The sequence below is a fragment of the Streptomonospora nanhaiensis genome (assembly GCF_013410565.1).
GTDB classification, from domain to species: Bacteria; Actinomycetota; Actinomycetes; order Streptosporangiales; family Streptosporangiaceae; genus Streptomonospora; species Streptomonospora nanhaiensis.
On the sequence record NZ_JACCFO010000001.1, the window covers coordinates 4,319,802 to 4,342,675 of the forward strand.

16 protein-coding genes are annotated in these 22,874 nt (G+C 74.3%); 10 read left to right on the forward strand and 6 right to left on the reverse strand.

Annotation, left to right across the window (positions count from 1 at the left end; translation table 11 throughout):
• The first annotated feature begins 129 nt into the window (after positions 1-129).
• Complete coding sequence (gene tsaD / locus HNR12_RS19120; RefSeq protein WP_179768897.1) at positions 130-1,170, forward strand: tRNA (adenosine(37)-N6)-threonylcarbamoyltransferase complex transferase subunit TsaD; 1,041 nt, start codon at positions 130-132, stop codon at positions 1,168-1,170.
• 83 nt (positions 1,171-1,253) lie between these two features.
• Here tsaD and HNR12_RS19125 read toward each other — a convergent pair whose 3' ends face one another.
• From HNR12_RS19125 to HNR12_RS19150, 6 genes are all read right to left on the reverse strand, one after another.
• Positions 1,254-1,910, reverse strand: a complete 657-nt coding sequence (locus HNR12_RS19125) for a maleylpyruvate isomerase N-terminal domain-containing protein (RefSeq protein WP_179768898.1) — start codon at positions 1,908-1,910, stop codon at positions 1,254-1,256.
• Positions 1,907-2,164, reverse strand: a complete 258-nt coding sequence (locus tag HNR12_RS19130; protein WP_217783064.1) for an imine reductase family protein — start codon at positions 2,162-2,164, stop codon at positions 1,907-1,909. Before HNR12_RS19130 ends, HNR12_RS19125 begins: the two co-directional genes overlap by 4 nt.
• Positions 2,165-2,304: 140 nt before the next feature.
• Positions 2,305-3,027, reverse strand: coding sequence for a tRNA-dependent cyclodipeptide synthase (locus tag HNR12_RS19135; protein WP_179768899.1), 723 nt, complete (start codon positions 3,025-3,027; stop codon positions 2,305-2,307).
• Between the two features lie 20 nt (positions 3,028-3,047).
• A complete protein-coding gene (locus HNR12_RS19140; RefSeq protein WP_246425128.1) occupies positions 3,048-4,661 on the reverse strand; it encodes a class I adenylate-forming enzyme family protein in 1,614 nt (537 codons plus the stop codon).
• 378 nt (positions 4,662-5,039) lie between these two features.
• Entirely contained in the window at positions 5,040-7,418 is a 2,379-nt protein-coding gene (locus tag HNR12_RS19145) for an apolipoprotein A-IV repeat region-like domain-containing protein (RefSeq protein ID WP_179768900.1), read from the reverse strand.
• A 416-nt stretch (positions 7,419-7,834) separates the two neighbouring features.
• Positions 7,835-9,100 (reverse strand): class I SAM-dependent methyltransferase, encoded by a 1,266-nt coding sequence (locus tag HNR12_RS19150; protein ID WP_308118409.1) that lies wholly within the window; start codon positions 9,098-9,100, stop codon positions 7,835-7,837.
• Positions 9,101-9,293: 193 nt separating this feature from the next.
• Here HNR12_RS19150 and groES point away from each other — a divergent pair, with 193 nt between their 5' ends.
• From groES to HNR12_RS19195, 9 genes are all read left to right on the forward strand, one after another.
• Positions 9,294-9,605 carry a co-chaperone GroES gene (gene groES, locus HNR12_RS19155; RefSeq protein ID WP_179768902.1) on the forward strand — a complete coding sequence of 104 codons (312 nt, stop codon included), beginning with the start codon at positions 9,294-9,296 and terminating at the stop codon, positions 9,603-9,605.
• A gap of 117 nt (positions 9,606-9,722) precedes the next feature.
• A complete protein-coding gene (gene groL, locus HNR12_RS19160; protein ID WP_179768903.1) occupies positions 9,723-11,336 on the forward strand; it encodes a chaperonin GroEL in 1,614 nt (537 codons plus the stop codon).
• Between the two features lie 208 nt (positions 11,337-11,544).
• On the forward strand, positions 11,545-12,168 hold the full coding sequence (shbA, locus tag HNR12_RS19165; RefSeq protein ID WP_179768904.1) for an RNA polymerase sigma factor ShbA: 624 nt from the start codon (positions 11,545-11,547) through the stop codon (positions 12,166-12,168).
• 187 nt (positions 12,169-12,355) lie between these two features.
• The gene (gene guaB / locus HNR12_RS19170) at positions 12,356-13,849 is read left to right on the forward strand and encodes an IMP dehydrogenase (protein ID WP_179768905.1); all 1,494 of its coding nucleotides are present in this window, start codon (positions 12,356-12,358) and stop codon (positions 13,847-13,849) included.
• A gap of 151 nt (positions 13,850-14,000) precedes the next feature.
• The gene (locus tag HNR12_RS19175) at positions 14,001-15,107 is read left to right on the forward strand and encodes a GuaB3 family IMP dehydrogenase-related protein (protein ID WP_179770722.1); all 1,107 of its coding nucleotides are present in this window, start codon (positions 14,001-14,003) and stop codon (positions 15,105-15,107) included.
• A gap of 346 nt (positions 15,108-15,453) precedes the next feature.
• Positions 15,454-16,227: a lytic murein transglycosylase gene (locus tag HNR12_RS19180; protein WP_308118408.1), complete on the forward strand. Its 774-nt coding sequence runs from the start codon at positions 15,454-15,456 to the stop codon at positions 16,225-16,227.
• A gap of 171 nt (positions 16,228-16,398) precedes the next feature.
• Positions 16,399-18,129 (forward strand): glycerol-3-phosphate dehydrogenase/oxidase, encoded by a 1,731-nt coding sequence (locus HNR12_RS19185; RefSeq protein WP_179768907.1) that lies wholly within the window; start codon positions 16,399-16,401, stop codon positions 18,127-18,129.
• Between the two features lie 136 nt (positions 18,130-18,265).
• Entirely contained in the window at positions 18,266-19,825 is a 1,560-nt protein-coding gene (locus tag HNR12_RS19190) for a 3' terminal RNA ribose 2'-O-methyltransferase Hen1 (protein WP_179768908.1), read from the forward strand.
• Positions 19,826-19,932: 107 nt separating this feature from the next.
• The gene (locus tag HNR12_RS19195; RefSeq protein WP_246425636.1) at positions 19,933-22,488 is read left to right on the forward strand and encodes a polynucleotide kinase-phosphatase; all 2,556 of its coding nucleotides are present in this window, start codon (positions 19,933-19,935) and stop codon (positions 22,486-22,488) included.
• Positions 22,489-22,874 lie beyond the last annotated feature (386 nt).

The window sequence follows — 22,874 nt, forward strand, 5'->3', positions numbered from 1 at the left end:
GCCCGGCGCCCGCGCGAGCGGACCGGTCGGCTTCGGCGCCGCGTTCGCCGACTCGCACGACGGCGGCATGACCGACACGACGGACCCGGCGGGCGGCCGCGACGCGGCGCCGGGTGAGGAGAAGGCGTGATGAGTTCGATGGACCAGCCCCTGATCCTGGGCATCGAGACCTCCTGCGACGAGACCGGAGTGGGCCTCGTCCGGGGCTGCGAACTGCTCGGCGACGAGGTCGCCTCCAGCGTCGACCAGCACGCCCGCTTCGGCGGGGTGGTGCCCGAGGTCGCCAGCCGGGCGCACCTGGAGGCCATGACGCCCACCGTGCGCCGCGCCCTGGACTCCGCCGGGGTGAAGCTGGCCGACGTGGACGCGATCGCGGTCACGGCCGGCCCCGGCCTGGCGGGCGCGCTGCTGGTGGGGGTGTCGGCGGCCAAGGCCTATGCCATGGCGCTGGGCAAGCCGCTGTACGGGGTGAACCACCTGGTGGGGCACGTCGCGGTGGACCAGCTGGAGCACGGGCCGCTGCCCAAGCCCGCCATCGCGCTGCTGGTGTCGGGCGGCCACACCTCGCTGCTGCTGGTGCGCGACCTGGCCACCGACGTGCAGTCGCTGGGCGACACCGTGGACGACGCGGCGGGCGAGGCCTACGACAAGGTGGCGCGGCTGCTCAACCTGCCCTACCCGGGCGGCCCGCCCATCGACCGCGCCGCCCGCGAGGGCGACGCGCGGGCGATCCGCTTCCCGCGCGGCAAGTGGGGGGACGGCACCTACGACTTCTCGTTCTCCGGGCTGAAGACCGCGGTGGCGCGGTGGGTCGAGGACAGCGTCCGCGACGGCCGCGAACTGCCCGTCAACGACATCGCGGCGGGCTTCCAGGAGTCGGTGGTGGACGTGCTGACCCGCAAGGCCGTGGACGCCTGCCTGGAGCACGGCGTCGAGCACCTGGTGATCAGCGGGGGCGTGGCGGCCAACTCCCGGCTGCGCGCCCTGGCCGAGCAGCGCTGCGCCGAGGCCGGCGTCCACCTGCGCGTGCCGCGACCGCGCCTGTGCACGGACAACGGCGCGATGATCGCCGCCCTGGGCGCCGAGATCGTCGCCGCCGGCCTCCCGCCGTCGAGCCTCACCCTCGCCACCGACACCTCACTGCCGGTGGACCGCCCGCTGGCCGCCTAGAAGCAGCCGGCGGGCCCGGAGCGGCGGCGCGCCGCCGCTCCGGGCCCCGGTGCGGAGGATGGCCCGATCCCGCCGGACCGGACTCAGCGCACCCGGCCGTCCCACTGCCAGGACGTCCGCCGGGCCAGGCCCGGCAGCGCCGCGCGGCCCGTGCACCACAGCAGGGTCGCGGCCGGGGCGTGGCCGCCGGGGGCGTCCGGGAAGAGGCGGGCCAGTGCCGCCGCGCCGAGGTCGCCCGGCATGGTCCAGGCCAGGCCGAGCGACCGGCCGATGTCGTGGGTGTGCACGAGCAGTTCGACCACCCCCATGGCCGCGAACCCGGCCGCGTCGGCGTGGCCCCAGGGGTGCCACGCTCGGACCTCCTCGGGCGTGTCCCGCACCGTCGTGGTGAGCAGGGACGCGGCGATCCGCAGCCCTTCCACGCAGTCGGCGATCGGTGCCTGGGGGTCGAGCGAGCCGAAGAGGGTGATGTAGCGGTCGCGCGGCCGGGCGATGAGCAGCCCGGCGTAGCCCAGCAGCCCGAGCGCCAGGTGGTCGAGCGTCTGCCGGCAGGACCAGTCCAGGCCGTGGGCCGGGCGCGACCAGTCCCGGTCGGCGGCCGCCAGCAGGGCGTCCAGGCAGGTGTCGGCGGCGGTCGTGAGCAGGCGGGGCCACGTCCGGACCGCGTCCGCGGGCCGTCCCGGGGCCGCGGCCGGGGAACGGGCGGCGGTCGGGGAGAGGGGGCCGGATGCGGAGGTCACCGCGCCTCCACCGGCGCGCGCAGGACCTCGACCACTCCGGCGAAGCTGTCGGCGCCGTGCCCGGCCGCGGCGGCCCGCTCCATCAGGCCCTTGAGCAGTTCGGGCAGGCCGGTGTCGATCCCGCGCGTCCGGGCCGCGTGGACGAGGTGGTCCACGGCCGCGATCTGCACGTCCACCGTGGCGTCGTCACCGGGGTAGCGGCCGGCGTCCACCTGGGACGCGTTCGCGCCTGAGCGGTGGTTGCGGAGGACCACGTTCGCAGGGTGCCGCCCGCCGGAGCAGTGACAGCGGTGACGGTCTTCGCCAAATTCCTGCCACCCCCGCCCGGGGGCGGACCGGGGGAGCCGCGCGCCTCGCGCGCCGCGCCCCCGGCCGGGGCCGGTGTGCGGGGCCGTCAGGCCGGGTCCGCGGCGGGGGCCGCGGGGCGGATGGTGGCATAGCCCTGCCAGGGCGGGGCCTGGAGCACGGACTTTCCGGCGAAGACCAGTTCGGCCAGGGGCAGCCGCTGGTGGTAGAAGTTCAGCGACGAGGGCGCGCCGAACACGTCGGCGGACGCCAGGAAGAACGGCAGTTCGGCGATGAGGTAGCGCATGGCCCGTTCGACGCGGTCGGGGGTGAGCGGGCCGTCGTACCCCCGGCCGAGCAGGACGGCGCCGCTCATCTCCGCGCAGGTCTCCCACAGGAGGTCGTCCGCCTCCAGCGCCTGTTCGCACTCGGCGAGCCTTTCCTGGTAGACCGCGTTGTCCGCCAGGTCCGACATCCGGTGCAGGCCGTCGTCCTTCCGGGGCCCGCCGCTGCTTTCCCAGGCCCGCGCCACCCTGTTGCGCAGTACGTTGGTCTCGCCGCGCGCCTTCTTTTCCGCCCGGCGGTCGTCGTAGCCGAGCGCGCGGAAGGTGTGCGCCAGCGCCGAGTTGGGAACGACCACGTCCACGCGGGCGAATTCCGCGCACAGCCAGCGCAGCAGTTCCGCCATCAGTTCGGTGCGGAAATAGCTGTTTCCGGGACTCACCCCGAAAACGACGTGCTGCCGCTGCTGCCAGACCGTTTGGCACGTTTCCGTGAACGGTTCCACGGTGAAGGGAGCCGGGCGGTGTCCGGCTTTTTCGTTCCTGTCCACTGCGCCTCCGTGTGTCGTGCCTACGTCCAGCGGCCGGTGCCGGGGCGCTCGGCCTCGCCGAGGTGCCGGCGGCGCAGTTCCTCCCGGCGGACCTTGCCGGTGCCGGTGCGGGGCATGTCCGCGAGGGCGATCACGACGGGGTCGGCGAGGTCGGGCAGGCCGCGCGCCGCCCGCCGCCACACCTCGGGGTCGAGCCGGCCGTCGGGCGTGGCGACGACGGGCACCGGCGGACCGCCGCTGACCGCCAGCAGCGCGACGTCGTGCCGCGGGGGCAGGTGGTCGACGAGGACGTCCTCCAGTTCCAGGCAGCTCAGGCCGGGCGTGTGGTTGACCTCCCGGTCGAGCAGCTTGACGCTTCCGGTGCGGGTCCTGATCCCGATGTCGCCGGTGTTCCACCACTCGCCGACGGCCTTCTCCCGCCAGCGTTCCGGTTCGCCGTAGTAGCCGACGCAGCGCGCCTTGGTGCGGGCGAACACCAGGCCGGGCCGGCCGTCGGGCACCGGTTGGAAGGTCTGCGGGTCCACCACCTTGATCTGGACGAAGGTGGGCATCGGGCGGCCCACCGTGCGCGGGCCGGGCTCCTCGTCGCGGCGGCGGTTGGCGGTGCGGCGGGTGATGAACGTCATCCCCAGGCCGCCGGTCTCGGACTGGCCGTATCCGTACCGCCACAGGGGGAACGGGTGTTGGGAGGCGTTCAGGAAGGACCGGATCGTCGACCAGTACACGGCGTCGAACGTGCTCGCGAACATCCGGACGGAGGAGAACACGTTGCTGGCGCGCTCGCGGGCGAGGTCCTCCAGGTTGGTGAAGTCGATCGGCAGCGCCTCGATCACGGTGGGCGGGTGCTCGCGGAACAGCGGCCGGACGGTCGCGGGGTCGCTGTCGCTCATCAGCAGGACCTTGGCCGGCGCCAGGGTCAGCACGGAGTAGATCCAGGTGAAGGCGCGGGCGTGGACGTAGGGCATGAACACGGCCACCGTGTCGGAGCGGCGGAACGTGATCGGCGGCAGGTGGCGGCACTCCAGCCGGGCCATCTGGCCCTGGAGCTTGGCCGGCGTGTACATGATGAGCTTGGGCACGCCCGTGGTCCCCGACGTGTGGGTGAGCATCATCAGCTCGTTGTTGGGGCGCGGCGCCGGCGCGGGCTCGGGGGCGCCCTCCAGTTCGGCCAGGGTGAGGGCGCCGGGCACGCCGCCGTCCAGCGACAGTGTGCGGTCGGCGAAGGACGCGAGCGGCTTCCCGTCGCCGTCGGCGGGGGTCAGCCGCCGCCGGTCGCTGATCAGCAGCGCGGGCTCCACCCGCTGGAGCAGCGCCCGCACCGCGTCGTCGGGCAGCAGGCCCGAGAGCATCACCGGAACCGCGCCGATCCGGCTCGCCGCGGCGGCCAGCAGCACGCAGTCGAAGTGGTTGTCCTTGAACACGGCGACCCGGTCGCCGGAGCGGACCCCGGCCGCGTGCAGGGCCGCCGCAGTGCCGCGCACGCAGTCGGCCATTTCGCCGATGTCGAGGAGGGTGCGGCCCCGCGGGTCGATGTCAAGCGGCCGGCTGAGGCGGAAGACCATGGGCTTGCCCGTTCGCGCCCTGCGGTCGAAGAGGAGTCCTAAATTGGATTTCCAGAGTTGGTTGTTGCGCATCCGTTCTCCCGCATTCCTTCGTTGGACTGGGATAACCGGTTCACAATCCCTGGGATGAGACCAGGGGCCAGACAACCAACCGCTTTTTCGCGCGTCAAGCTCACTTTTCACTTATGTCACATTGGCCGGATGTGGCCTTTGTGGGGAATTCTCAAACCAGTGCCCGGCGGTTAATCCGGGCGGTTTTCCGGTACCGTCCTTTCCAGGGATTCAACGGCTGGAAACGGGAGGTAGGCCGCATTCGGGTCCGGCGTGCGAGGGTGTCCCCACGCGCGCCGCGCCGGCGCGCGGAACACGGCGGGGCCGACCGCCGGAACGGCGGTCGGCCCCGACCACTCACCGGGCCCGCGGGCGGCGTCCGCGCGCGGAGACGGGCGGCTACTCCTCGTCGTCCTCGTCGAGGTCGCGGCGGCGGCGCTTCTTGCCGTCGCGGCCGGGCCGCAGCAGGGCCTCGGCCAGGGCGAACATGGTCTCCTCCAGCGCGGCCAGGCGCTTGGTGACGTCGTCGTGGGAGGTCTCGACCGCCTCGGTGATGACCTCCTCGAACTCGTGGCGGTCGGGGCGGGCCTGGACCTCGCGCAGCAGCGGGTCGACGCTCTCGCTGAGGCGGCTGCTCAGGCTCTCCAGGCGGTCGGTGGGGTCGATGACCGGGCGGTCCACCAGTTCGCCCAGGCGGCGGTGCACCTCGCTGAACTCCAGTGTGGCCGGCAGCTGGGCCAGGCGCTGGTTGAGCGCCTCCAGGCGGTCGTCGACGGCCTCCAGGCGGCCGTCGACACCGTCGATCTGGCCGTTGACGCCCTCGAACTGGCCCTCGACGCCGTTGACCCGGCCCTCGATGCCGTCCAGGCGCCCGTTGATGCCGTCGATGCGGCCGTCCACGCCGTCGATCTTGCCCTCGACGCCTTCGAAGCTGCCCTCGAAGTGACCCTCGAAGGTGTCGAACCGGTCGGCCAGCCGGCCCAGGCCGTGCTCGAACTGCGCGGTGATGGACTCCAGGTGCCGGTCGACGCGCTCGGCCAGCTCCCTGCGGCTCTGCTCCAGGCGGCCGTCGATGGCCTCGCGCTGCTCCTCGACCAGGTTGGTCAGCGCGCTGTGCCGGTCGTCGCCGCTCTGCTGGAGGGCGCCGGTGCGCTCCTCGACCGAGGCGCCCAGCTCCGTGATGCGGGTGTCGACCGACTCCCGCAGCTCGCCGATGCGCTCCTCGACGCCGTCGCGCAGCGCGGCGACCCGCTCCTCGACGGCGGTGCGCAGCTCGCGCAGCGCGGCGAGGGCGGCGGTGTGGTCCTCGTCGAACTTCGCGCGCAGGCCCCCGGCGGTCTCCTCCAGGCGGGCGGCGAGGTCGGTGCGCTGCTGGTCGTCGCGCTCGCGCAGCTCGGCGCGGTGCAGCTCCAGCTGCTCGTGCAGCTCGGTGAGCCGGTCGCGCACGTGGGCGCGGATGTCGGCCAGGCGCTCCTCGGTGTCCTCGGCCAGCTTGACGACGGCGCTGTTGGCGTCGGCGACGGCGGCGGTGGCCTCGGCGTGGTTCTCCTCGGCCTGGGTGCCCAGGGTGGTGAAGCCCTCGCCGACCTGCGCGGCCAGGGCGGTGTGGCGTTCGTCGGCGCGGGTCTCCAGGCGCTCGACGCCCTCGGTGAGGGCGGTGCGGTGCTCGTCGGCGCGGGAGTCGAGGCGCTCGATGCCCTCGGTGAGGGCGGTGTGGCGTTCGTCGGCGCGGGAGTCGAGGCGCTCCACGCTCTCGGTGAGGGCGGTGCGGTGCTCGTCGGCGCGGGTCTCCAGGCGCTCGACGCCTTCGGTGAGGGCGGTGTGGCGTTCGTCGGCGCGGGAGTCGAGGCGGTCGATGCCCTCGGTCAGCGCGCTGTGGTGCTCGTCGGCGCGGGTCTCCAGGCGTCCGATGCCCTCGGTGACGGCGGTGTGCTGCTCCTCGGCGGTGCCGCGCAGGGAGTCGGCCGCGGTGTCGATCCTGCCGCCCAGCGACCCGGCCTCTTCGCGCACCGCCGACTCCAGGGCCTCGCGGCTCTCGGCGATCGAGGCGGCCAGGGACTCGCGGCCCTCGGCCACGGCGGTCTCGACGGAGGCGCGGCCCTCGGTGATGGCCTCGGCCAGGGCGGCGCGGCCCTCCTCGACCGCCGCGGCCAGCGCCTCGCGGTGCTCGGCGGCGGCGCCCATGGCGGTCTCGTGCTGCTCGGCCATGCGCTCGCCCACCTGCGCCAGCGAACCGCTCAGCGACTCGGCCTGGCCGCGCAGGCCCTCGACCGCCTCGTCCAGGCGGGCGAACCGCGCCTCGGCGCCGGCGGCCAGTCCCTCCAGGCGCTCGGTGAGGGTGTCCAGGCGCGCCGAGTGCTGCTCACCGGACTCGCCCAGCGCCCGCAGCCGCGTCAGCACGGAGTCGAGGTGCCCGGTGATCCCCCGGATGTCGGCGCGCAGCGCCGCCATCTCGGCCAGCGGCTTGACGCGCTCGCCCACCAGCGCGATGTGCTCGGCGAGGGTCTCGGCCCACTCCGGGGGCCGCGAGGTCAGCTCGTCGACCCGCGCCTGGACGCCGGCGACCGACTCGGCGAGGGTGGCGAACTCGCGCTCGCGGAACTCGCGCAGCAGCCACTCCATGCCTTCGAGGCGCTGGCGCATCTCCTCGTTGACCGCGCTCTGGGACTTCTGCTCGGACAGCTGGTCCTGGGCTGCCCGCGACAGCAGCTCCCGCATGCGGTCGGAGACTCCGGCCTGACCTCCTCCGTTGAGGAAGTCGTGGTTGGGCTGTTCCACCGAGGTGCTCCTTTTCGGATCGGGCGCCCCACCCGGTTCGGCCGTGGATGGGCGGTGGGCTCCTGGGGGTTCCGGCGTGGCTCTGGCACGGTGTCCGGCGGGGGACGCGCCCGCGACGCGCCGCACACGGACGGGGGCTCGATGGTCACGCGGGGTGATGGTCGGGGTCGCGGTGGACGGGGGCAACCGGCCGACCGGCGACCGACCTGTGCGCTTCGCCGGGGGAGCCCAGGAAAGGACGGATTCAGCGGTGGCCAGTCTAACGACTCGCGCCTGTTCACCGTGTTAGAAGCGGCAAAGGAGAGGTGCGGACGGAAGTGGTCTGGAGCGTCACGCTAGTACCGATCGCCGCGTTAGTCACCCCTTGTGGCAGTGGGCGGTGAATGGCGGTGGTTTGTCCGATGAGTGTGTTTTGTTCATTCCGTGCCCGTGACCTCGGAACATACGAGCGAAATCGGGCGATCCCCCACGCGGGTGAGCACGACGACCGCCGATTCCGGACCCGCGGGCCGCAGGTCGCGGCGGAGTTTCTCCACGTCGACCGCTGATCCGCGTTTCTTAATCGTTACCCGGCCCACCCCGCGATCGCGCAGCGCGGCGCGCAGCCGCTTCAGCGAGAACGGCAGCACCTCGCGTACCTCCAGCGCCCGGCAGAAGGGGGTGGCCACCAGCCGGTCGGCGGTGATGTAGGCGATGTTGGGGTCCAGCAGCGCCCCGCCCACCAGCGCGGCGGCCTCGGCCACCAGGTGCGCGCGCACCACCGCGTTGTCGGGCTCGTAGAGGTAGCGCCCCGGCGGCGCCACCGGCGCCGGCCCGGCGCCGGGGTCGGCGGTCAGCGTGGCCGCGGTGCCGCCCGCGCCGCGCAGCAGCGTGGCGCGCCGGCCGCCCGGCGCGCCCGCGCCCCGCCACAGCGCGGTCTCCTTCAGGTCGCCGTCGACCGAGATCCACTCCGCCTCGGCGTCGGCGGGGATGGCCTCGTGGGGGATGCCCGGCGCGGCCTTGACGCACGAGACCGGCGCGCCGGCCGCCGCCGCCAGGACCGCCGACCACGGCGGGGAGTAGGCGGCGGGGTCGAAGACCCGGCCGCGCGCGTTGCGCCGCGCGGGGTCGCAGAAGACGGCGTCGAAGGCGCGGGTGTCGACGGCGGCGTCGCCCACGCGCGCCCGCGCGCGTTCGGCCAGGTCCAGTTCGGCGAGGTTGGCCGCCGCCACGGCCGCGGTCAGCGGGTCGGCGTCGACGCCCTCGACGCGCAGGCCGGCCTCCGCCATGGCGATCATGTCCGCGCCGATCCCGCAGCACAGGTCGGCCACGCGCGCGCCCGGCGGCAGCGCCGCGGCGAGCCGGCGGGCGCGGTAGGCCGCGACGGGCGACCTGGTGGCCTGCTCCAGGCCCTGGGGGGTGAAGTACATCCGCCCGGCGCGGGCGCCGAACTTCTCCCGGGCCCGGCCGCGCAGCCGCGCCTGGGTCAGCGCGGCGCCGGCCAGCGCGTCGGCGGGCACCGGGGGCGCGCCCTCGGCCGCGGCCTCGGCCGCCGCCTCCTCGGCCACCGCGCGCAGCGCCGTGGCGGCCTTCAGGGGGTCGGCGGCGACCTCGTCGGGATCGGCCGCCCGGAGGACCCGGCGACCCGCCGGAGAGAGCAGCGCGCGGAACACCGAGTCGGGCGTGGTTCGCCCGCTGGACACCGACATGTTCCCCCGTGACCTGTTGTTTGACGGGCACTATGGGCCCGGCTAATGTTCAGTACTGGCACTCTCAAGGGTAGAGTGCTAATCGCGACGAGGCCGGTCTGGCACCCGCGACGGCAGGCCGCCGTGCTCGCCCCTTTACCAAGCATGCCGTTTCGAATCCTCGAACCTGAAGGGGGAGGTCACAACCGTGTCGACCGCCACCAAGACTGTGCTTAAGCCGCTTGAGGACCGCGTTGTCGTCAAGACGCTTGAGGCCGAGCAGACCACCGCCTCCGGCCTCGTCATCCCCGACACCGCCAAGGAGAAGCCGCAGGAGGGCGAGGTCCTGGCGGTGGGTCCCGGCCGCTGGGACGAGGACGGCGAGAAGCGCATCCCGCTGGACGTCAAGGTCGGCGACATCGTGCTGTACAGCAAGTACGGCGGCACCGAGGTCAAGTACAACAACGAGGAGTACCTCGTCCTCTCCGCCCGCGACCTGCTCGCGGTCGTCGAGAAGTAGTTCTCCTCGGCCCGCGCGCGGTATCCGCGACGCCGACACCTCCCGCCCCGGCCGGCGCCCTGCCGGGCGGGGCGGTTTTCATGTCCGCCGTACCTGTACGGATTGAGGAAGACCCACATGCCCAAGATTCTGGAATTCCGGGACGACGCGCGGCGCGCCCTGGAGCGCGGCGTCGACCGCCTCGCGAACTCCGTCAAGGTGACGCTGGGCCCGCGCGGGCGCAACGTCGTCATCGACAAGAAGTTCGGCGCCCCCACGATCACCAACGACGGTGTGACCGTCGCGCGTGAGGTCGAGCTTGAGGACCCCTACGAGAACCTGGGCGCCCAGCTCGTCAAGGAGGTCGCCACCAAGACCAACGACGCGGCGGGCGACGGCACCACCACCGCCACCGTGCTCGCCCAGGCGCTGGTCCGCGAGGGCCTGCGCAGCGTGGCCTCCGGCGCCTCGCCGATGTCCCTGAAGAAGGGCATCGACGCCGCCGCCCAGAAGGTCGGCGAGATCCTGGTCGAGCGCGCCCGCGAGGTCGGCGAGCGCGCCGACATCGCCTACGTCGCCACCAACTCCGCCCAGGACTCCGCCATCGGCGACCTGATCGCCGAGGCGTTCGACAAGGTCGGCAAGGACGGCGTGATCACCGTCGAGGAGGCCCCCACCATGGGCCTGGACCTCGACTTCACCGAGGGCCTCCAGTTCGACAAGGGCTATGTCTCGCCCTACTTCGTCACCGACGGCGACCGCCAGGAGGCGGTGCTTGAGGACGCCCTCATCCTGATCAACCAGGGCAAGATCTCCTCGCTCAACGAGCTGCTGCCGCTGCTGGAGAAGGTCGTCCAGACCAAGAAGCCGCTGCTCATCATCGCCGAGGACATCGAGGGCGACGCGCTGGGCGCGCTGGTCCTCAACAAGATCCGCGGCGCGCTGAGCGTGGTCGCCGTCAAGGCCCCCGGCTTCGGCGAGCGCCGCAAGGCGATGCTGCAGGACATCGCCACCCTCACCGGCGGCCAGGTCATCGCCGAGGAGGTCGGCCTGACCCTGGAGAACGCCGAGCTGGACGTCCTGGGCAGCGCCCGCCGCATCACCGTCACCAAGGACGACACCACCATCGTCGACGGCGGCGGCGAGCAGTCCGAGGTCGCCGACCGGATCAGCCAGATCCGCAAGGAGATCGAGAACACCGACTCCGACTGGGACCGCGAGAAGCTGCAGGAGCGCCTGGCCAAGCTGGCCGGCGGTGTGTCCGTGCTGCGCGTCGGCGCGGCCACCGAGGTGGAGCTGAAGGAGAAGAAGCACCGCCTTGAGGACGCGATCTCGGCCACCCGCGCCGCGATCGAGGAGGGCATCGTCGCCGGCGGCGGCGCCTCCCTGGTGCACGCGGCCACCGCGCTGGACGACCTCGGCCTGACCGGCGACGAGGCCACCGGTGTGGCGATCGTGCGCCGCGCGCTGGCCGAGCCCGCCCGCTGGATCGCCGAGAACGCCGGCGCCGAGGGCTACGTGGTCACCCACCGCATCGCCGAGATGGAGGTCGGGCAGGGCTACAACGCCGCCACCGGCACCTACGGCGACCTGATGTCCCAGGGCATCATCGACCCGGTCAAGGTCACCCGCTCGGCGGTGCAGAACGCCGCCTCCATCGCCGGGATGCTGCTGACGACCGAGGCCCTGGTCGTCGACAAGCCCGAGGAGGAAGAGGCCGAGGCCGGCCACGGCCACGGCCACGGGCACTGACACCCGCGCCGGCCCCGGCGGCCCCTCCGCCGCCGGCCGGCACCGCGCGCCGCCGCCCCCCGGGGCGGCGGCGCGAGCGCATTACCACCGCGCCCCGGGCACCGCGCCCGGGGCGCGCCTGACTTACCGGGCTTTTTGGGCAAATGTGATCATTCTGTATCCGCGCTTGGTGAAGTGTAAGTAGCCGAGGCGGGGCATCATTCGATACGTGACGGATCTACGCGCAGCGGGGGGCACGCGCGCGAACCGAGCGGACGCCCTGCGCGGAGCGAAGGACACGGAACTCAACGACCTCACCTCGCTGGCGGTCCAGGGCGACCACGGCGCGGTCGACACGCTGCTGCGCGAGGTCCGCCCGATGGTGGTGCGCTACTGCCGCGCCAAGCTCTCCCGGGTCGCCGGCTACGTCCACTACTCCGACGACGTCGCCCAGGAGGTCTGCATCGCGCTGCTCGCGGCGCTGCCGCGCTACGAGGACATGGGCCGCCCCTTCGCCGCGTTCGTGTTCGGGATCGCCGCGCACAAGGTCGCCGACGCGCTGCGCCGCTCCACCCGCGCCGACCTGCCCACCGACGCCGTGCCCGACCGCCCCGACGACGACCCCGGGCCCGAGGAGTCGGCCGTGCGCGTGGCCGAGGCCGAGCGCGCCCGCGCCCTGCTCAACCAGCTCCCCGAACAGCAGCGGCGCCTGGTGCTGCTGCGGGTGATCCGGGGGCTGTCGGCCGACGAGACCGGCCACGAGCTGGGCATGTCGCCGGGCGCGGTGCGCGTGGCCCAGCACCGGGCGCTGGCCCGGCTGCGCAAGGCCGCCGCGGCCGAGCGCTCGGCCTGACCGCGCCGCGCCCGCCCGCCGCCGCGCGCCTCCGCGCCCCCCTCGGCGCCCGGCCCCGCACGTCTCCCCGGCGGTGTGAGCCTGCCCACGGCCGGACCGCGGCCCCGGGTGAACGGGCCGGTCCGGCGCCTGACCACCCGGCGCAGACCCTAGGATGAGACAACACGCGCGAGTGGTTGGAAGGCATATGACGCAGCTCTTCACGGGGGACGGCGGCAAGGTCCTGCCGCCGGGGCTCACCTACGACGACGTCCTGCTCGTCCCGGCCTATTCGGACCTCCAGCCGGGCGAGGCCGACACCACCAGCCGGCTGTCACGCAACATCACGCTGCGGATCCCGCTGCTGTCGGCCGCCATGGACACCGTCACCGAGGCCCGCACGGCCGTCGCCATGGCCCGCCAGGGCGGCGCGGGCGTGCTCCACCGCAACCTCTCGGTCGAGGACCAGGCGGCCCAGGTCGACCTGGTCAAGCGGTCCGAGGCCGGCATGGTCACCGACCCCGTCACCTGCGGTCCCGACGACACCCTGGCCGAGGTCGAGGCGCTCAGCGCCCACTACCGCATCTCCGGCGCCCCGGTCACCGACTCCGACGGCCGCCTGGTCGGCATCGTCACCAACCGCGACATGCGCTTCGAGGTCGACCGCAACCGCAAGGTCCGCGACGTCATGACCCCGATGCCGCTGATCACCGCCCCCGTGGGCGTCTCCCGCGAGGAGGCGTTCCGGCTGCTGCGCGACAACAAGGTCGAGAAGCTGCCGCTGGTCGACTCCCAGGGCCGGCTGCGCGGGCTGATCACCGTCAAGGACTTCATCAAGAGCGAGCAGTTCCCCGACGCCACCAAGGACGCCGACGGCCGCCTGGTCGTGGGCGCCGCGGTGGGCGTGGGCCCCGACGCCGAACTCCGGGCGCGCGCGCTCGTCGAGGCCGGCGCCGACTTCATCGTGGTCGACACCGCCCACGGCCACTCCGCCGGCGTGCTGGAAATGGTCGCCAAGCTCAAGGCCAACAGCTCCGCCGACGTGGTGGCCGGCAACATCGCCACCCGCGCCGGCGCCCAGGCGCTCATCGACGCCGGCGCCGACGCCGTGAAGGTCGGCGTCGGCCCGGGCTCCATCTGCACCACCCGCGTGGTCGCCGGTGTCGGCGCGCCGCAGGTCACCGCCGTCATGGAGGCCGCCAAGGCCGCCAACCCGGCCGACATCCCGGTGATCGCCGACGGCGGCCTCCAGTTCTCCGGCGACATCGCCAAGGCCATCGTGGCCGGCGCCAGCACGGTCATGCTGGGCAGCCTGCTGGCCGGTGTCGAGGAGAGCCCCGGCGAGCTGGTCTTCATCAACGGCAAGCAGTACAAGACCTACCGGGGCATGGGCTCGCTGGGCGCCATGCGCGGCCGGTCCTTCTCCAAGGACCGCTACTCCCAGGCCGACGTCGCCACCGAGGAGAAGCTGATCCCCGAGGGCGTCGAGGGCCAGGTGCCCTACCGCGGCCCGCTGGCCGCCGTCGCCCACCAGCTCGTGGGCGGGCTGCGGCAGTCGATGTGGTACGCCGGGGCGCGCACGGTCGCCGAGCTGCGCGACAACGGCCGGCTCATGCAGATCACCACGGCGGGCCTCAAGGAGAGCCACCCCCACGACATCCAGATGACCGTCGAGGCGCCCAACTACCACGGCCGCCGCTGAGGCGCCGGGCCGCGCGCGGCGCGCCGGTCGGCGCGGCCGCGCCGACCGCCCCGGCGCGGCACTGCGGGCGGCGGTAAACTCGCCGTTCGGCATCGTGCGCCGGTGACGGATCCGGCGCGGCACGCGAGAGGGGATCGAAGCGTTGGCTCAGGTGGAGATCGGGCTGGGCAAGAACGGGCGGCGCGCCTACGAACTCGACGAGATCGGGATCGTGCCGGCCCGCCGTACCCGGGACCCCGAGGAGGTGTCCCTCACCTGGCAGATCGACGCCTACCGGTTCGAGACACCGCTGGTGGGCAGCCCCATGGACAGCGTGGCCTCGCCCGAGACCATCATCGCGCTGGGGCGCCAGGGCGGACTGGGCGTGCTCGACCTCGAAGGGCTGTGGACCCGCTACGAGTCCCCCGAGCCGCTGCTGGCCGAGATCCGGGAGCTGGACGACCCCGCCGCCACGCGGCGGCTCCAGGAGATCTACGCCGAGCCGATCAAGGAGGAGCTGATCGGCCGGCGCATCGAGGAGATCCGCCAGGCCGGGGTGGTCACCGCGGCCCGCCTCTCCCCGCAGAACACCGCGCAGTACCACAAGGCGGTCATCGACGCCGGGGTCGACATCTTCGTCATCCGCGGCACCACCGTCTCGGCCGAGCACGTCTCGGGCCGCGCCGAGCCGCTGAACCTCAAGCAGTTCATCTACGACCTCGACGTCCCGGTCGTGGTCGGCGGCTGCGCCACCTACACCGCCGCCCTGCACCTCATGCGCACCGGCGCGGCCGGCGTGCTGGTCGGGTTCGGCGGCGGCTCGGGCCACACCACGCGCTCGGTGCTGGGCGTGGCCGTGCCCATGGCCAGCGCCATCGGCGACGTCGCCGCGGCCCGCCGCGACTACCTCGACGAGTCGGGCGGCCGCTACGTGCACGTCATCGCCGACGGCGGCATGACCCGCAGCGGCGACATCGCCAAGGCACTGGCCTGCGGCGCCGACGCCGTGATGATCGGCTCGCCGCTGGCCCGCGCCGCCGAGGCGCCCGGCGGCGGCTACCACTGGGGCAGCGAGGCCCACCACCACGACCTGCCGCGCGGCGAGCGGCTGCGGGTGGGCACGATCGGCACGCTGGAGTCGATCCTGCACGGGCCCTCATCCACCAGCGACGGCTCGATGAACCTGATGGGCGCCCTGCGCCGCACCATGGCCACCTCGGGCTACACCGACCTCAAGGAGTTCCAGCGCGTCGAGGTCGTCGTCAACCCGCACCGGTGATCGTGAGGCGGCGAGGCGCCGCCCTGCGCCCGCCGGTCCGGCCGGGCGCCCCGGCGCGCCGCCGCCGCGGCGGCACAGGGGGCGCCCCCCGGAATTTCCGGAGGCGTCCTCCCGCCGGGCGGGCGCAGCGGGTACCTTTGTTCACCGGCCGTAGGCGTCCCGCGGCGCCGCGACGACGAACGCGACCACCCACCCACGCACTCCCTGGCCGACTGCGTCCGTTGACGAAGACGAGGTTTCCGTGAGCGGTCCCCCCACAACCGGTCCGGAGGCTCCCCCCGCCTCCCCGACACCCACGCCCGCACAAGCCCCGCGGTGGCGGCCCGCCGTCGCGGCCCTGGCCGCCGTGGTGACCACGGTCGGGGTGGCCGCGGGCGTCGTCGGCGCCGTCCGTGCCCTGGAGCCCGACTCCCCGCCGGCGCTGCCGCCCGGCGCCGGGCAGGCCGCCGGAAGCATCGACACCGTCCCGGCCACCGGGGCCTCCGCGTCGGGCGGGCCCGACCTCTCCGCCGACGACCGCCCCTCTCCCGACCCCGACGCGGCCCCCGCCGAGCCCAGCCCGCAGTGGCTGGCCACCGTCTCCGAGGCCACCGGGGTGCCCGAACGCGCCCTGGAGTCCTACGCCCGCGCCCAGCTGCGGCTCAGCGCCGAGCAGCCCGCGTGCATGGTCTCCTGGCCGACCCTCGCGGGCATCGGCGAGGTGGAGTCCGTCCACGGCACCATCTTCGGCGGCGAGATCGGGCCGGACGGCCGCACCACCGAGGAGATCATCGGCATCCCGCTGGACGGCAGCAACAACACCCGCACCATCCGCGACTCCGACGGCGGCCGGCTCGACCGCGACACCGAGTGGGACCGCGCGGTGGGGCCGATGCAGTTCATCCCCACCACGTGGGCGCGCTGGGGCGCCGACGCCGACGGCGGCGGCGCCGACCCCCACGACCTCGACGACGCCGCCCTGGCCGCCGCGCGCTACCTGTGCGCCGACGACCGCGTGCTGACCACCGACTCCGGCTGGTGGGAGGCCATCCTCGAGTACAACGAGTCCCGCGACTACGGCGAGGACGTCCTGGCCGCCGCCGACCGCTACGCCAACGACGCCGCCGGCGCGCTGGGCTAGGCGGCGGACCGCGCGGGCGGCCCGGTTCGCGCGGTTCCCGCGGTTCGCCCCGCTCGCGCCCTGTGACACGCTCGTCGCCGTGTCAGCGGAATGCCCGGGACGTGTGGGGTTAGCCTGGCCAGGGGACGATCCGGGACGTACCCGGTAGAGGCTTTGGTCGGAAGGCGTGAGATGACAGCAGCGCGGATGGGCCCGGACCAGCGAGCCGAGGCGCTGGCCGCCATGGCGGGCGGCGAGCTGGACGTACTGGTGGTGGGCGGCGGGATCGTGGGCGCCGGCGTGGCGCTGGACGCGGTGTCGCGCGGGTTGTCGGTCGGCCTGATCGAGGCCCGCGACTTCGCCTCGGGCACCTCCAGCAGGTCCAGCAAGCTGATCCACGGCGGCCTGCGCTACCTGGAGCAGATGGACTTCGAGCTGGTGCGCGAGGCGCTGGTGGAGCGCGGCCTGCTGCTGCACCGCATCGCGCCGCACCTGGTGCGGCCGGTGCCGTTCCTCTACCCGCTCACCAAGCACTGGGAGCGGCCCTACGTCGGCGCCGGGGTCACCCTCTACGACGTCCTGGCCACGTCCATGGGCAACACCCGGGGCCTGCCGCACCACCGCCACCTCACGCGCGGCGGGGCGCTGCGGGTCTTCCCCGCGCTGCGCCGCGACGCGCTGGTGGGCGCGGTGCAGTACTGGGACGCCCAGGTCGACGACGCCCGCTACGTGGTCACGGTGCTGCGCACCGCCGCCACCTACGGCGCGCACATCGCCTCGCGCGTGCAGGCGGTGGGCTTCCTGCGCGAGGGCGAGCACGTCACGGGCGCCCGCGCCCAGGACCTGGAGACCGGCGAGTCGATCGAGATCCGCGCCAAGCAGGTGGTCAACGCCGCCGGGGTGTGGACCGACGACATCCAGGAGATGGTCGGCGGGCGCGGGCAGATCCACGTGCGCGCCTCAAAGGGCATCCACCTGGTGGTGCCGCGCGACCGCATCCAGGCGTCCTCGGGCCTGATCCTGCGCACCGAGAAGAGCGTGCTGTTCGTGATCCCGTGGGGCCGGCACTGGATCATCGGCACCACCGACACCGACTGGGACCTGGACAAGGCGCACCCGGCGGCCAGCCGGCGCGACATCGACTACGTGCTCGACCACGTCAACCAGGTGCTGCGGGTGCCGCTGACCCGCGACGACGTCGAGGGCGTGTACGCGGGGCTGCGCCCGCTGCTGTCGGGGGAGTCCGACGACACCTCCAAGCTGTCGCGGGAGCACACCGTGGCCCACCCGGTGCCGGGCCTGGTGCTGATCGCGGGCGGCAAGTACACCACCTACCGGGTGATGGCCAAGGACGCCGTGGACGCGGTCGCCCACGGCCTGGACGGCCGCATCCCGGAGTCGGTCACCGACCGGGTGCCGCTGGTGGGCGCCGAGGGGTACGCGGCGCTGTGGAACCAGCGCGGCAAGCTGGCGCGCGACTCCGGGCTGCACCGCTCGCGGGTCACCCACCTGCTGCGGCGCTACGGCACGCTGGTCCACGAGGTCCTGGCGCTGATGGAGGCCGACCCCGGCCTCAAGGAGCCGCTGAGCGGGTCCGACGACTACCTGCGGGCCGAGATCGTCTACGCCGCGCAGTGCGAGGGCGCCCGCCACCTCAACGACGTGCTGGCGCGGCGCACCCGGATCTCCATCGAGACCTGGGACCGCGGCATCGCCGCCGCCGAGGAGGCCGCCCGGCTGATGGCCGGGCCGCTGGGGTGGACCGAGGAGCAGATCGAGCGCGAGGTCGCCTACTACCGCAAGCGCATCGAGGTCGAGCGCTCCGCCCAGGAGCAGGACAACGACAACGAGGCCGACGCCATCCAGCACGGCGCGCCCGAGATCGTGCCGCCCGCCCAGGTGGCGGCGGCGAGCGTGAAGTAGGCGCACCGGGGGCGGCGGCCGACCGCCGCCCCCGCCGCCGCGTCGGGGGCCGGGGCGCGGCGGACGTCCCGGGTGTTTGTCCACAGGCGGGAAAAAGGACTCGAACCGCGGCGGGTCGCTGCACCACACTGGGGCCGTGCTACTGACGATCACCACCACGCGCCCGCCGGCCACCGACCTCGGCTTCCTGCTGCACAAGCATCCCGACCGCGTGCAGCGCTTCGAGCAGTCCTACGGCACCGCGCACGTCTTCTACCCCGAGGCGAGCGCGGACCGCTGCACGGCGGCGCTGCTGCTGGAGGTCGATCCCCAGGCGCTCCTGCGCACCCGCAGGGCCGGGGCGAACAGCCCCGACTTCTCCCTGGCGCAGTACGTCAACGACCGCCCCTACGCCGCCTCCTCCCTGTTCGCGGTGGCGCTGGGCGACGTCTTCCGCAGCGCCCTGCGGGGGCGCAGCGCGGCCCGGCCCGACCTCGCCGACTCCGCGCTGCCGCTCACCCTGGCGCTGCCCGCGGTGCCCTGCCGGGGCGGCCCCGATCTCGCGCGGCGGCTGTTCGAGCCCCTGGGCTGGCGGGTCGACGCCGAGCCCGTCGCCCTCGACCCCGGCCTGCCCGACTGGGGCGACTCCCACTACATCGGCCTGACCCTGACCGGCCACCTCCGGCTGGCCGACGCGCTCAGCCACCTCTACGTCCTGCTGCCGGTCCTCGACGGCCACAAGCACTACTGGGTCAGCGGCGACGAGGTCGACAAGCTGCTGCGCGCGGGCGAGGGCTGGCTGGCCGCCCACCCCGAACGCGCCTGGATCACCCGGCGCTACCTGGCCCGGCGCACCCAGTTGTTCCGCGCCGCGCTGGCGCGGCTGAGCGAACTCGACGACCTCGCGGCCGACGGCTGCGACCCCCTCGCCGCCCTCCCCGACACGGTCGCCACCGAACCCGCCGAGGAGGAACCGCCGGTCCCCGACCACCCCGCCCCCTCCGGCTCCGGCGGGTCCGGGGAGCCCGGGGAGTCCAAAGCGCCCGCGGCGGGGCACGGCACCCCCGCGCCTGCGGCCGCCGCCCACGGCGGTGCCGAGCCGCCCGGCGAGCGCGGACCCTCGCTGGCCGAGCGCCGGGCCGGCGCCGTGCTGGCCGTGCTCCAGGCCGAGAACGCGCGGTCCGTCCTCGACCTCGGCTGCGGGCCCGGACGGCTGCTCGCGCGGCTGCTGGACCACCCCGGCTTCGACACCGTGGCCGGCACCGACGTCTCGGCGGCGGTGCTGGAGCAGGCCCGGCGGCGGCTGCGGCTGGACCGCCGGCCCGAGCACCACCGCCGGCGGCTGACCCTGTTCGCGGCGTCGGCGCTCTACACCGACCCCCGGTTCCGGGGCTATGACGCCGCCGTGCTGATGGAGGTCATCGAGCACGTCGACCCGCCCCGGCTGCCCGCGCTGGCGCACGTGGTGTTCGGCGACGCCGCACCGCGCACCGTGGTCGTCACCACGCCCAACGTCGAGTACAACGTCCGCTACCCCACGCTGCCCGAGGGCGCGCACCGCCACACCGACCACCGGTTCGAGTGGACCCGCGCCGAGTTTCGCGCGTGGGCCGACGACACCGCCGCCACCTACGGCTACCGGGTGCGCTACCTGCCCGTCGGCCCCGAAGACCCCGAGGTGGGGGCCTCCACCCAGATGGGAGTGTTCACCAGATGAGCGCCGTCGATCCCTCCTCGGCGCCGCGCGGCGCCGACAACCCCGCCGGCCGCCCCGCCGACCCCCGCGACCCCGCCCCCGCTCCCCGGGTGCTGGGCGTCCCCGAGATGGGCCTGGTGGTGCTCATCGGCGTGTCCGGCTCGGGCAAGTCCACCTTCGCCGCCCGGCACTTCCGGCCGACGCAGGTGGTCTCCTCCGACCACTGCCGGGGCATGGTCAGCGACGACCCCAACGACCAGAGCGCCAGCGCCGACGCGTTCGCGCTGCTGCACCACATCGTCGCCACCCGGCTGCGCCGGGGCCTGCTCACCGTGGTCGACGCCACCAACGTCCAGCAGGCCGCGCGCGCCGAACTCGTGCGCATCGCCAAGGACCACGACGTCCTGGCCACCGCGATCGTGCTCGACATCCCCGAACGCCTCGCCCACGACCGCAACGCCGCCCGCCCCGACCGCGACTTCGGTCCGCACGTGGTCGCCCGGCAGCGCCGCGAGCTGCGGCGCGGGCTCAAGCGGCTCGACAAGGAGGGCTTCCGCCGCGTGCACGTGCTGCGCGGCAGCGCCGAGATCGACTCCGCCACCGTCGAACTGGAGCCCGGCTGGACCGACAAGCGGCACCTCACCGGCCCCTTCGACATCGTGGGCGACGTCCACGGCTGCCGTGCCGAACTGGAGGAGCTGCTCGACCGCCTCGGCTACGTCCTCGACCGCGACCCCGAGGGCCGCGCGGTGGGGGCCCGCCACCCCGAGGGGCGCACCGCCGTGTTCGTCGGCGACCTCGTCGACCGCGGGCCCGACACCCCGGGCGTGCTGCGGCTGGTCATGGGCATGGTCGCCGCCGGCGACGCCCTGTGCGTGTCCGGCAACCACGAGAACAAGCTGGTGCGCGCCCTCAAGGGGCGCAAGGTGCAGGTCACCCACGGGCTGGAGGAGTCGCTGGCCCAGCTCGGCGCCGCGCCCGACGACTTCCGCGCCCGCGTCCTGGAGTTCTGCGACGGCCTGCTCAGCCACTACGTGCTCGACTCCGGGCGGCTCGTCGTGGCCCACGCCGGGCTCAAGGAGGAGTACCACGGCCGCGCCTCGGGCCGGGTGCGCTCCTTCGCGCTCTACGGCGAGACCACCGGCGAGACCGACGAGTTCGGCCTGCCGGTGCGCCACCCGTGGGCGCACGAGTACCGGGGGGCGGCCACGGTCGTCTACGGCCACGTGCCCACCCCCCGGCCGGAGTGGGTGAACAACACCATCTGCCTGGACACCGGGTGCGTGTTCGGCGGCCGGCTCACGGCGCTGCGCTACCCCGAGCGCGAACTCGTGGCGGTCGACGCCCACCGGGTCTGGTACGAACCCGCCCGCCCGTTCCCCGCCGCCGAGGGCGCCGCCGCGCACGGCACCGGCGGCACCGCCGGCACCGCCGCCCCCGCCGGGGTGGTGGCCCTCGGCGACGTCCTCTCCGACGAACCGGTGACCCGCATCGCCACCCGGTACGGCACGGTAGGGGTGCCGCGCGACAACGCCCTCGCGGCGCTTGAGGCCATGAGCCGGCACGCGGTCGACCCCCGCTGGCTGCTGTACCTGCCGCCGACCATGGCGCCCGCGCCCACCTCGGCCGACCCCGGCCTCCTGGAGCACCCCGACGAAGCCTTCGGCGCGTTCCTCGACCAGGGCGTGGCCCGGGTCATCTGCCAGGAGAAGCACATGGGCTCGCGCGCGGTGGCCGTGGTCTGCCGCGACCCCGACGCCGCCGCGCGGCGGTTCGTGCCCGGCGCGCTGGGCGCGGTCTTCACCCGCACCGGCCGGCCGTTCTTCACCGACCCCCGGGTGGAGTCGGCCGTGCTGGCCGAACTGCGCGCGGGCATCACCGCGGCCGGGCTGTGGGAGCGGCTCGACACCGACTGGGTCGCCTTCGACGGCGAACTCCTGCCGTGGTCGGCCAAGGCCGAGGGCCTGATCCGCGACCAGTACGCGGCCGTGGGGGCGGCGGCCCGCGCCGCGCTGCCCGCCGCCGAGGGCGTGCTGGCGGCTGCGGCCGCGCGCGGCCTGGACGTCGCCGACCTCACCGAGCGCACCGTGCTGCGCGCCCGCGAGATCGAGGCGTTCAGCACGGTCTACCGGGGCTACACCTGGCCCACCGACGGCGCCGCCGGGCTGCGCTTCGCGCCGTTCGCGGTGCTGGCGGCCGAGGGCGCGCACTTCGCCGACCGGGACCACCTGTGGCACATGGGCGTGGCCGAGAAGCTGGCCGACCACTGCGCCATGGTGCGCACCACCCGCTACCGCGTGGTCGACACCACCGACCCCCAGGCCACCGCGGCGGCGGTGGGGTGGTGGCGCGAACTGGTGGGCGCGGGCGGCGAGGGCATGGTGGTCAAGCCGCTCGACGGCGCCCTGGCCGCGGGCACCCGGGGCCTGGCCCAGCCCGGGCTGAAGGTGCGCGGACCCGAGTACCTGCGCATCATCTACGGCCCCGACTACCTGCGGCCCGAACGCATGGCGGTGCTGCGCGAACGCCGGCTCGGCCGCAAGAGCCGCATGGCGCTCAACGAGCACCGGCTCGGAGTCGAGGCGCTGGCCCGCCACGCCGCCGGTGAGCCGCTGTGGCGGGTGCACCAGCCGGTGTTCGGTGTGCTGGCGCTGGAGTCGGAGCCGGTCGACCCCCGGCTGTAGGCCCGGGCTCGGCCCGGCGGCGGCACAGGAGTGAGGTGGCGCCGGGGAACGGTCTCGCGGACGGGACGAGGCCGGTCCCCGGCGCGTCTGGGGAACGAACGGGCGGTCGGGCCGGTGCCCGGCCGCTCGCGGTCGTTCACGGTCAACGCTGTCCGTCGGGCACCGAAACCGGGGCCGCGCGGCGAGGACCGCCGCGGCATTACCGGTTTCCGCGCTCGCGATGGGCGTACCCAGATATGCGCCGGTATAGCAGATCATCCGAACCCGTCTCACTTTTCGTCAGGCCGCGGCCGCGCGCGGGGCGGATTTCTCCGGACGTAATGCGCGCCGCCTTGCCGCAGGCCGCGTGCCGCCGAGGGCCCTTCGCCGCGGGGCGCGTCCGGTCG

What these genes read in the sequence shown, in the direction of transcription:
- tsaD (WP_179768897.1), top strand. Translation starts at nt 130, where the DNA reads ATGAGTTCGATGGACCAGCCCCTGATCCTGGGCATCGAGACCTCCTGC.
- HNR12_RS19140 (WP_246425128.1), bottom strand. Translation starts at nt 4,661, where the DNA reads ATGCGCAACAACCAACTCTGGAAATCCAATTTAGGACTCCTCTTCGAC.
- groL (WP_179768903.1), top strand. Translation starts at nt 9,723, where the DNA reads ATGCCCAAGATTCTGGAATTCCGGGACGACGCGCGGCGCGCCCTGGAG.
- guaB (WP_179768905.1), top strand. Translation starts at nt 12,356, where the DNA reads ATGACGCAGCTCTTCACGGGGGACGGCGGCAAGGTCCTGCCGCCGGGG.
- HNR12_RS19185 (WP_179768907.1), top strand. Translation starts at nt 16,399, where the DNA reads ATGACAGCAGCGCGGATGGGCCCGGACCAGCGAGCCGAGGCGCTGGCC.
- HNR12_RS19195 (WP_246425636.1), top strand. Translation starts at nt 19,933, where the DNA reads ATGGGCCTGGTGGTGCTCATCGGCGTGTCCGGCTCGGGCAAGTCCACC.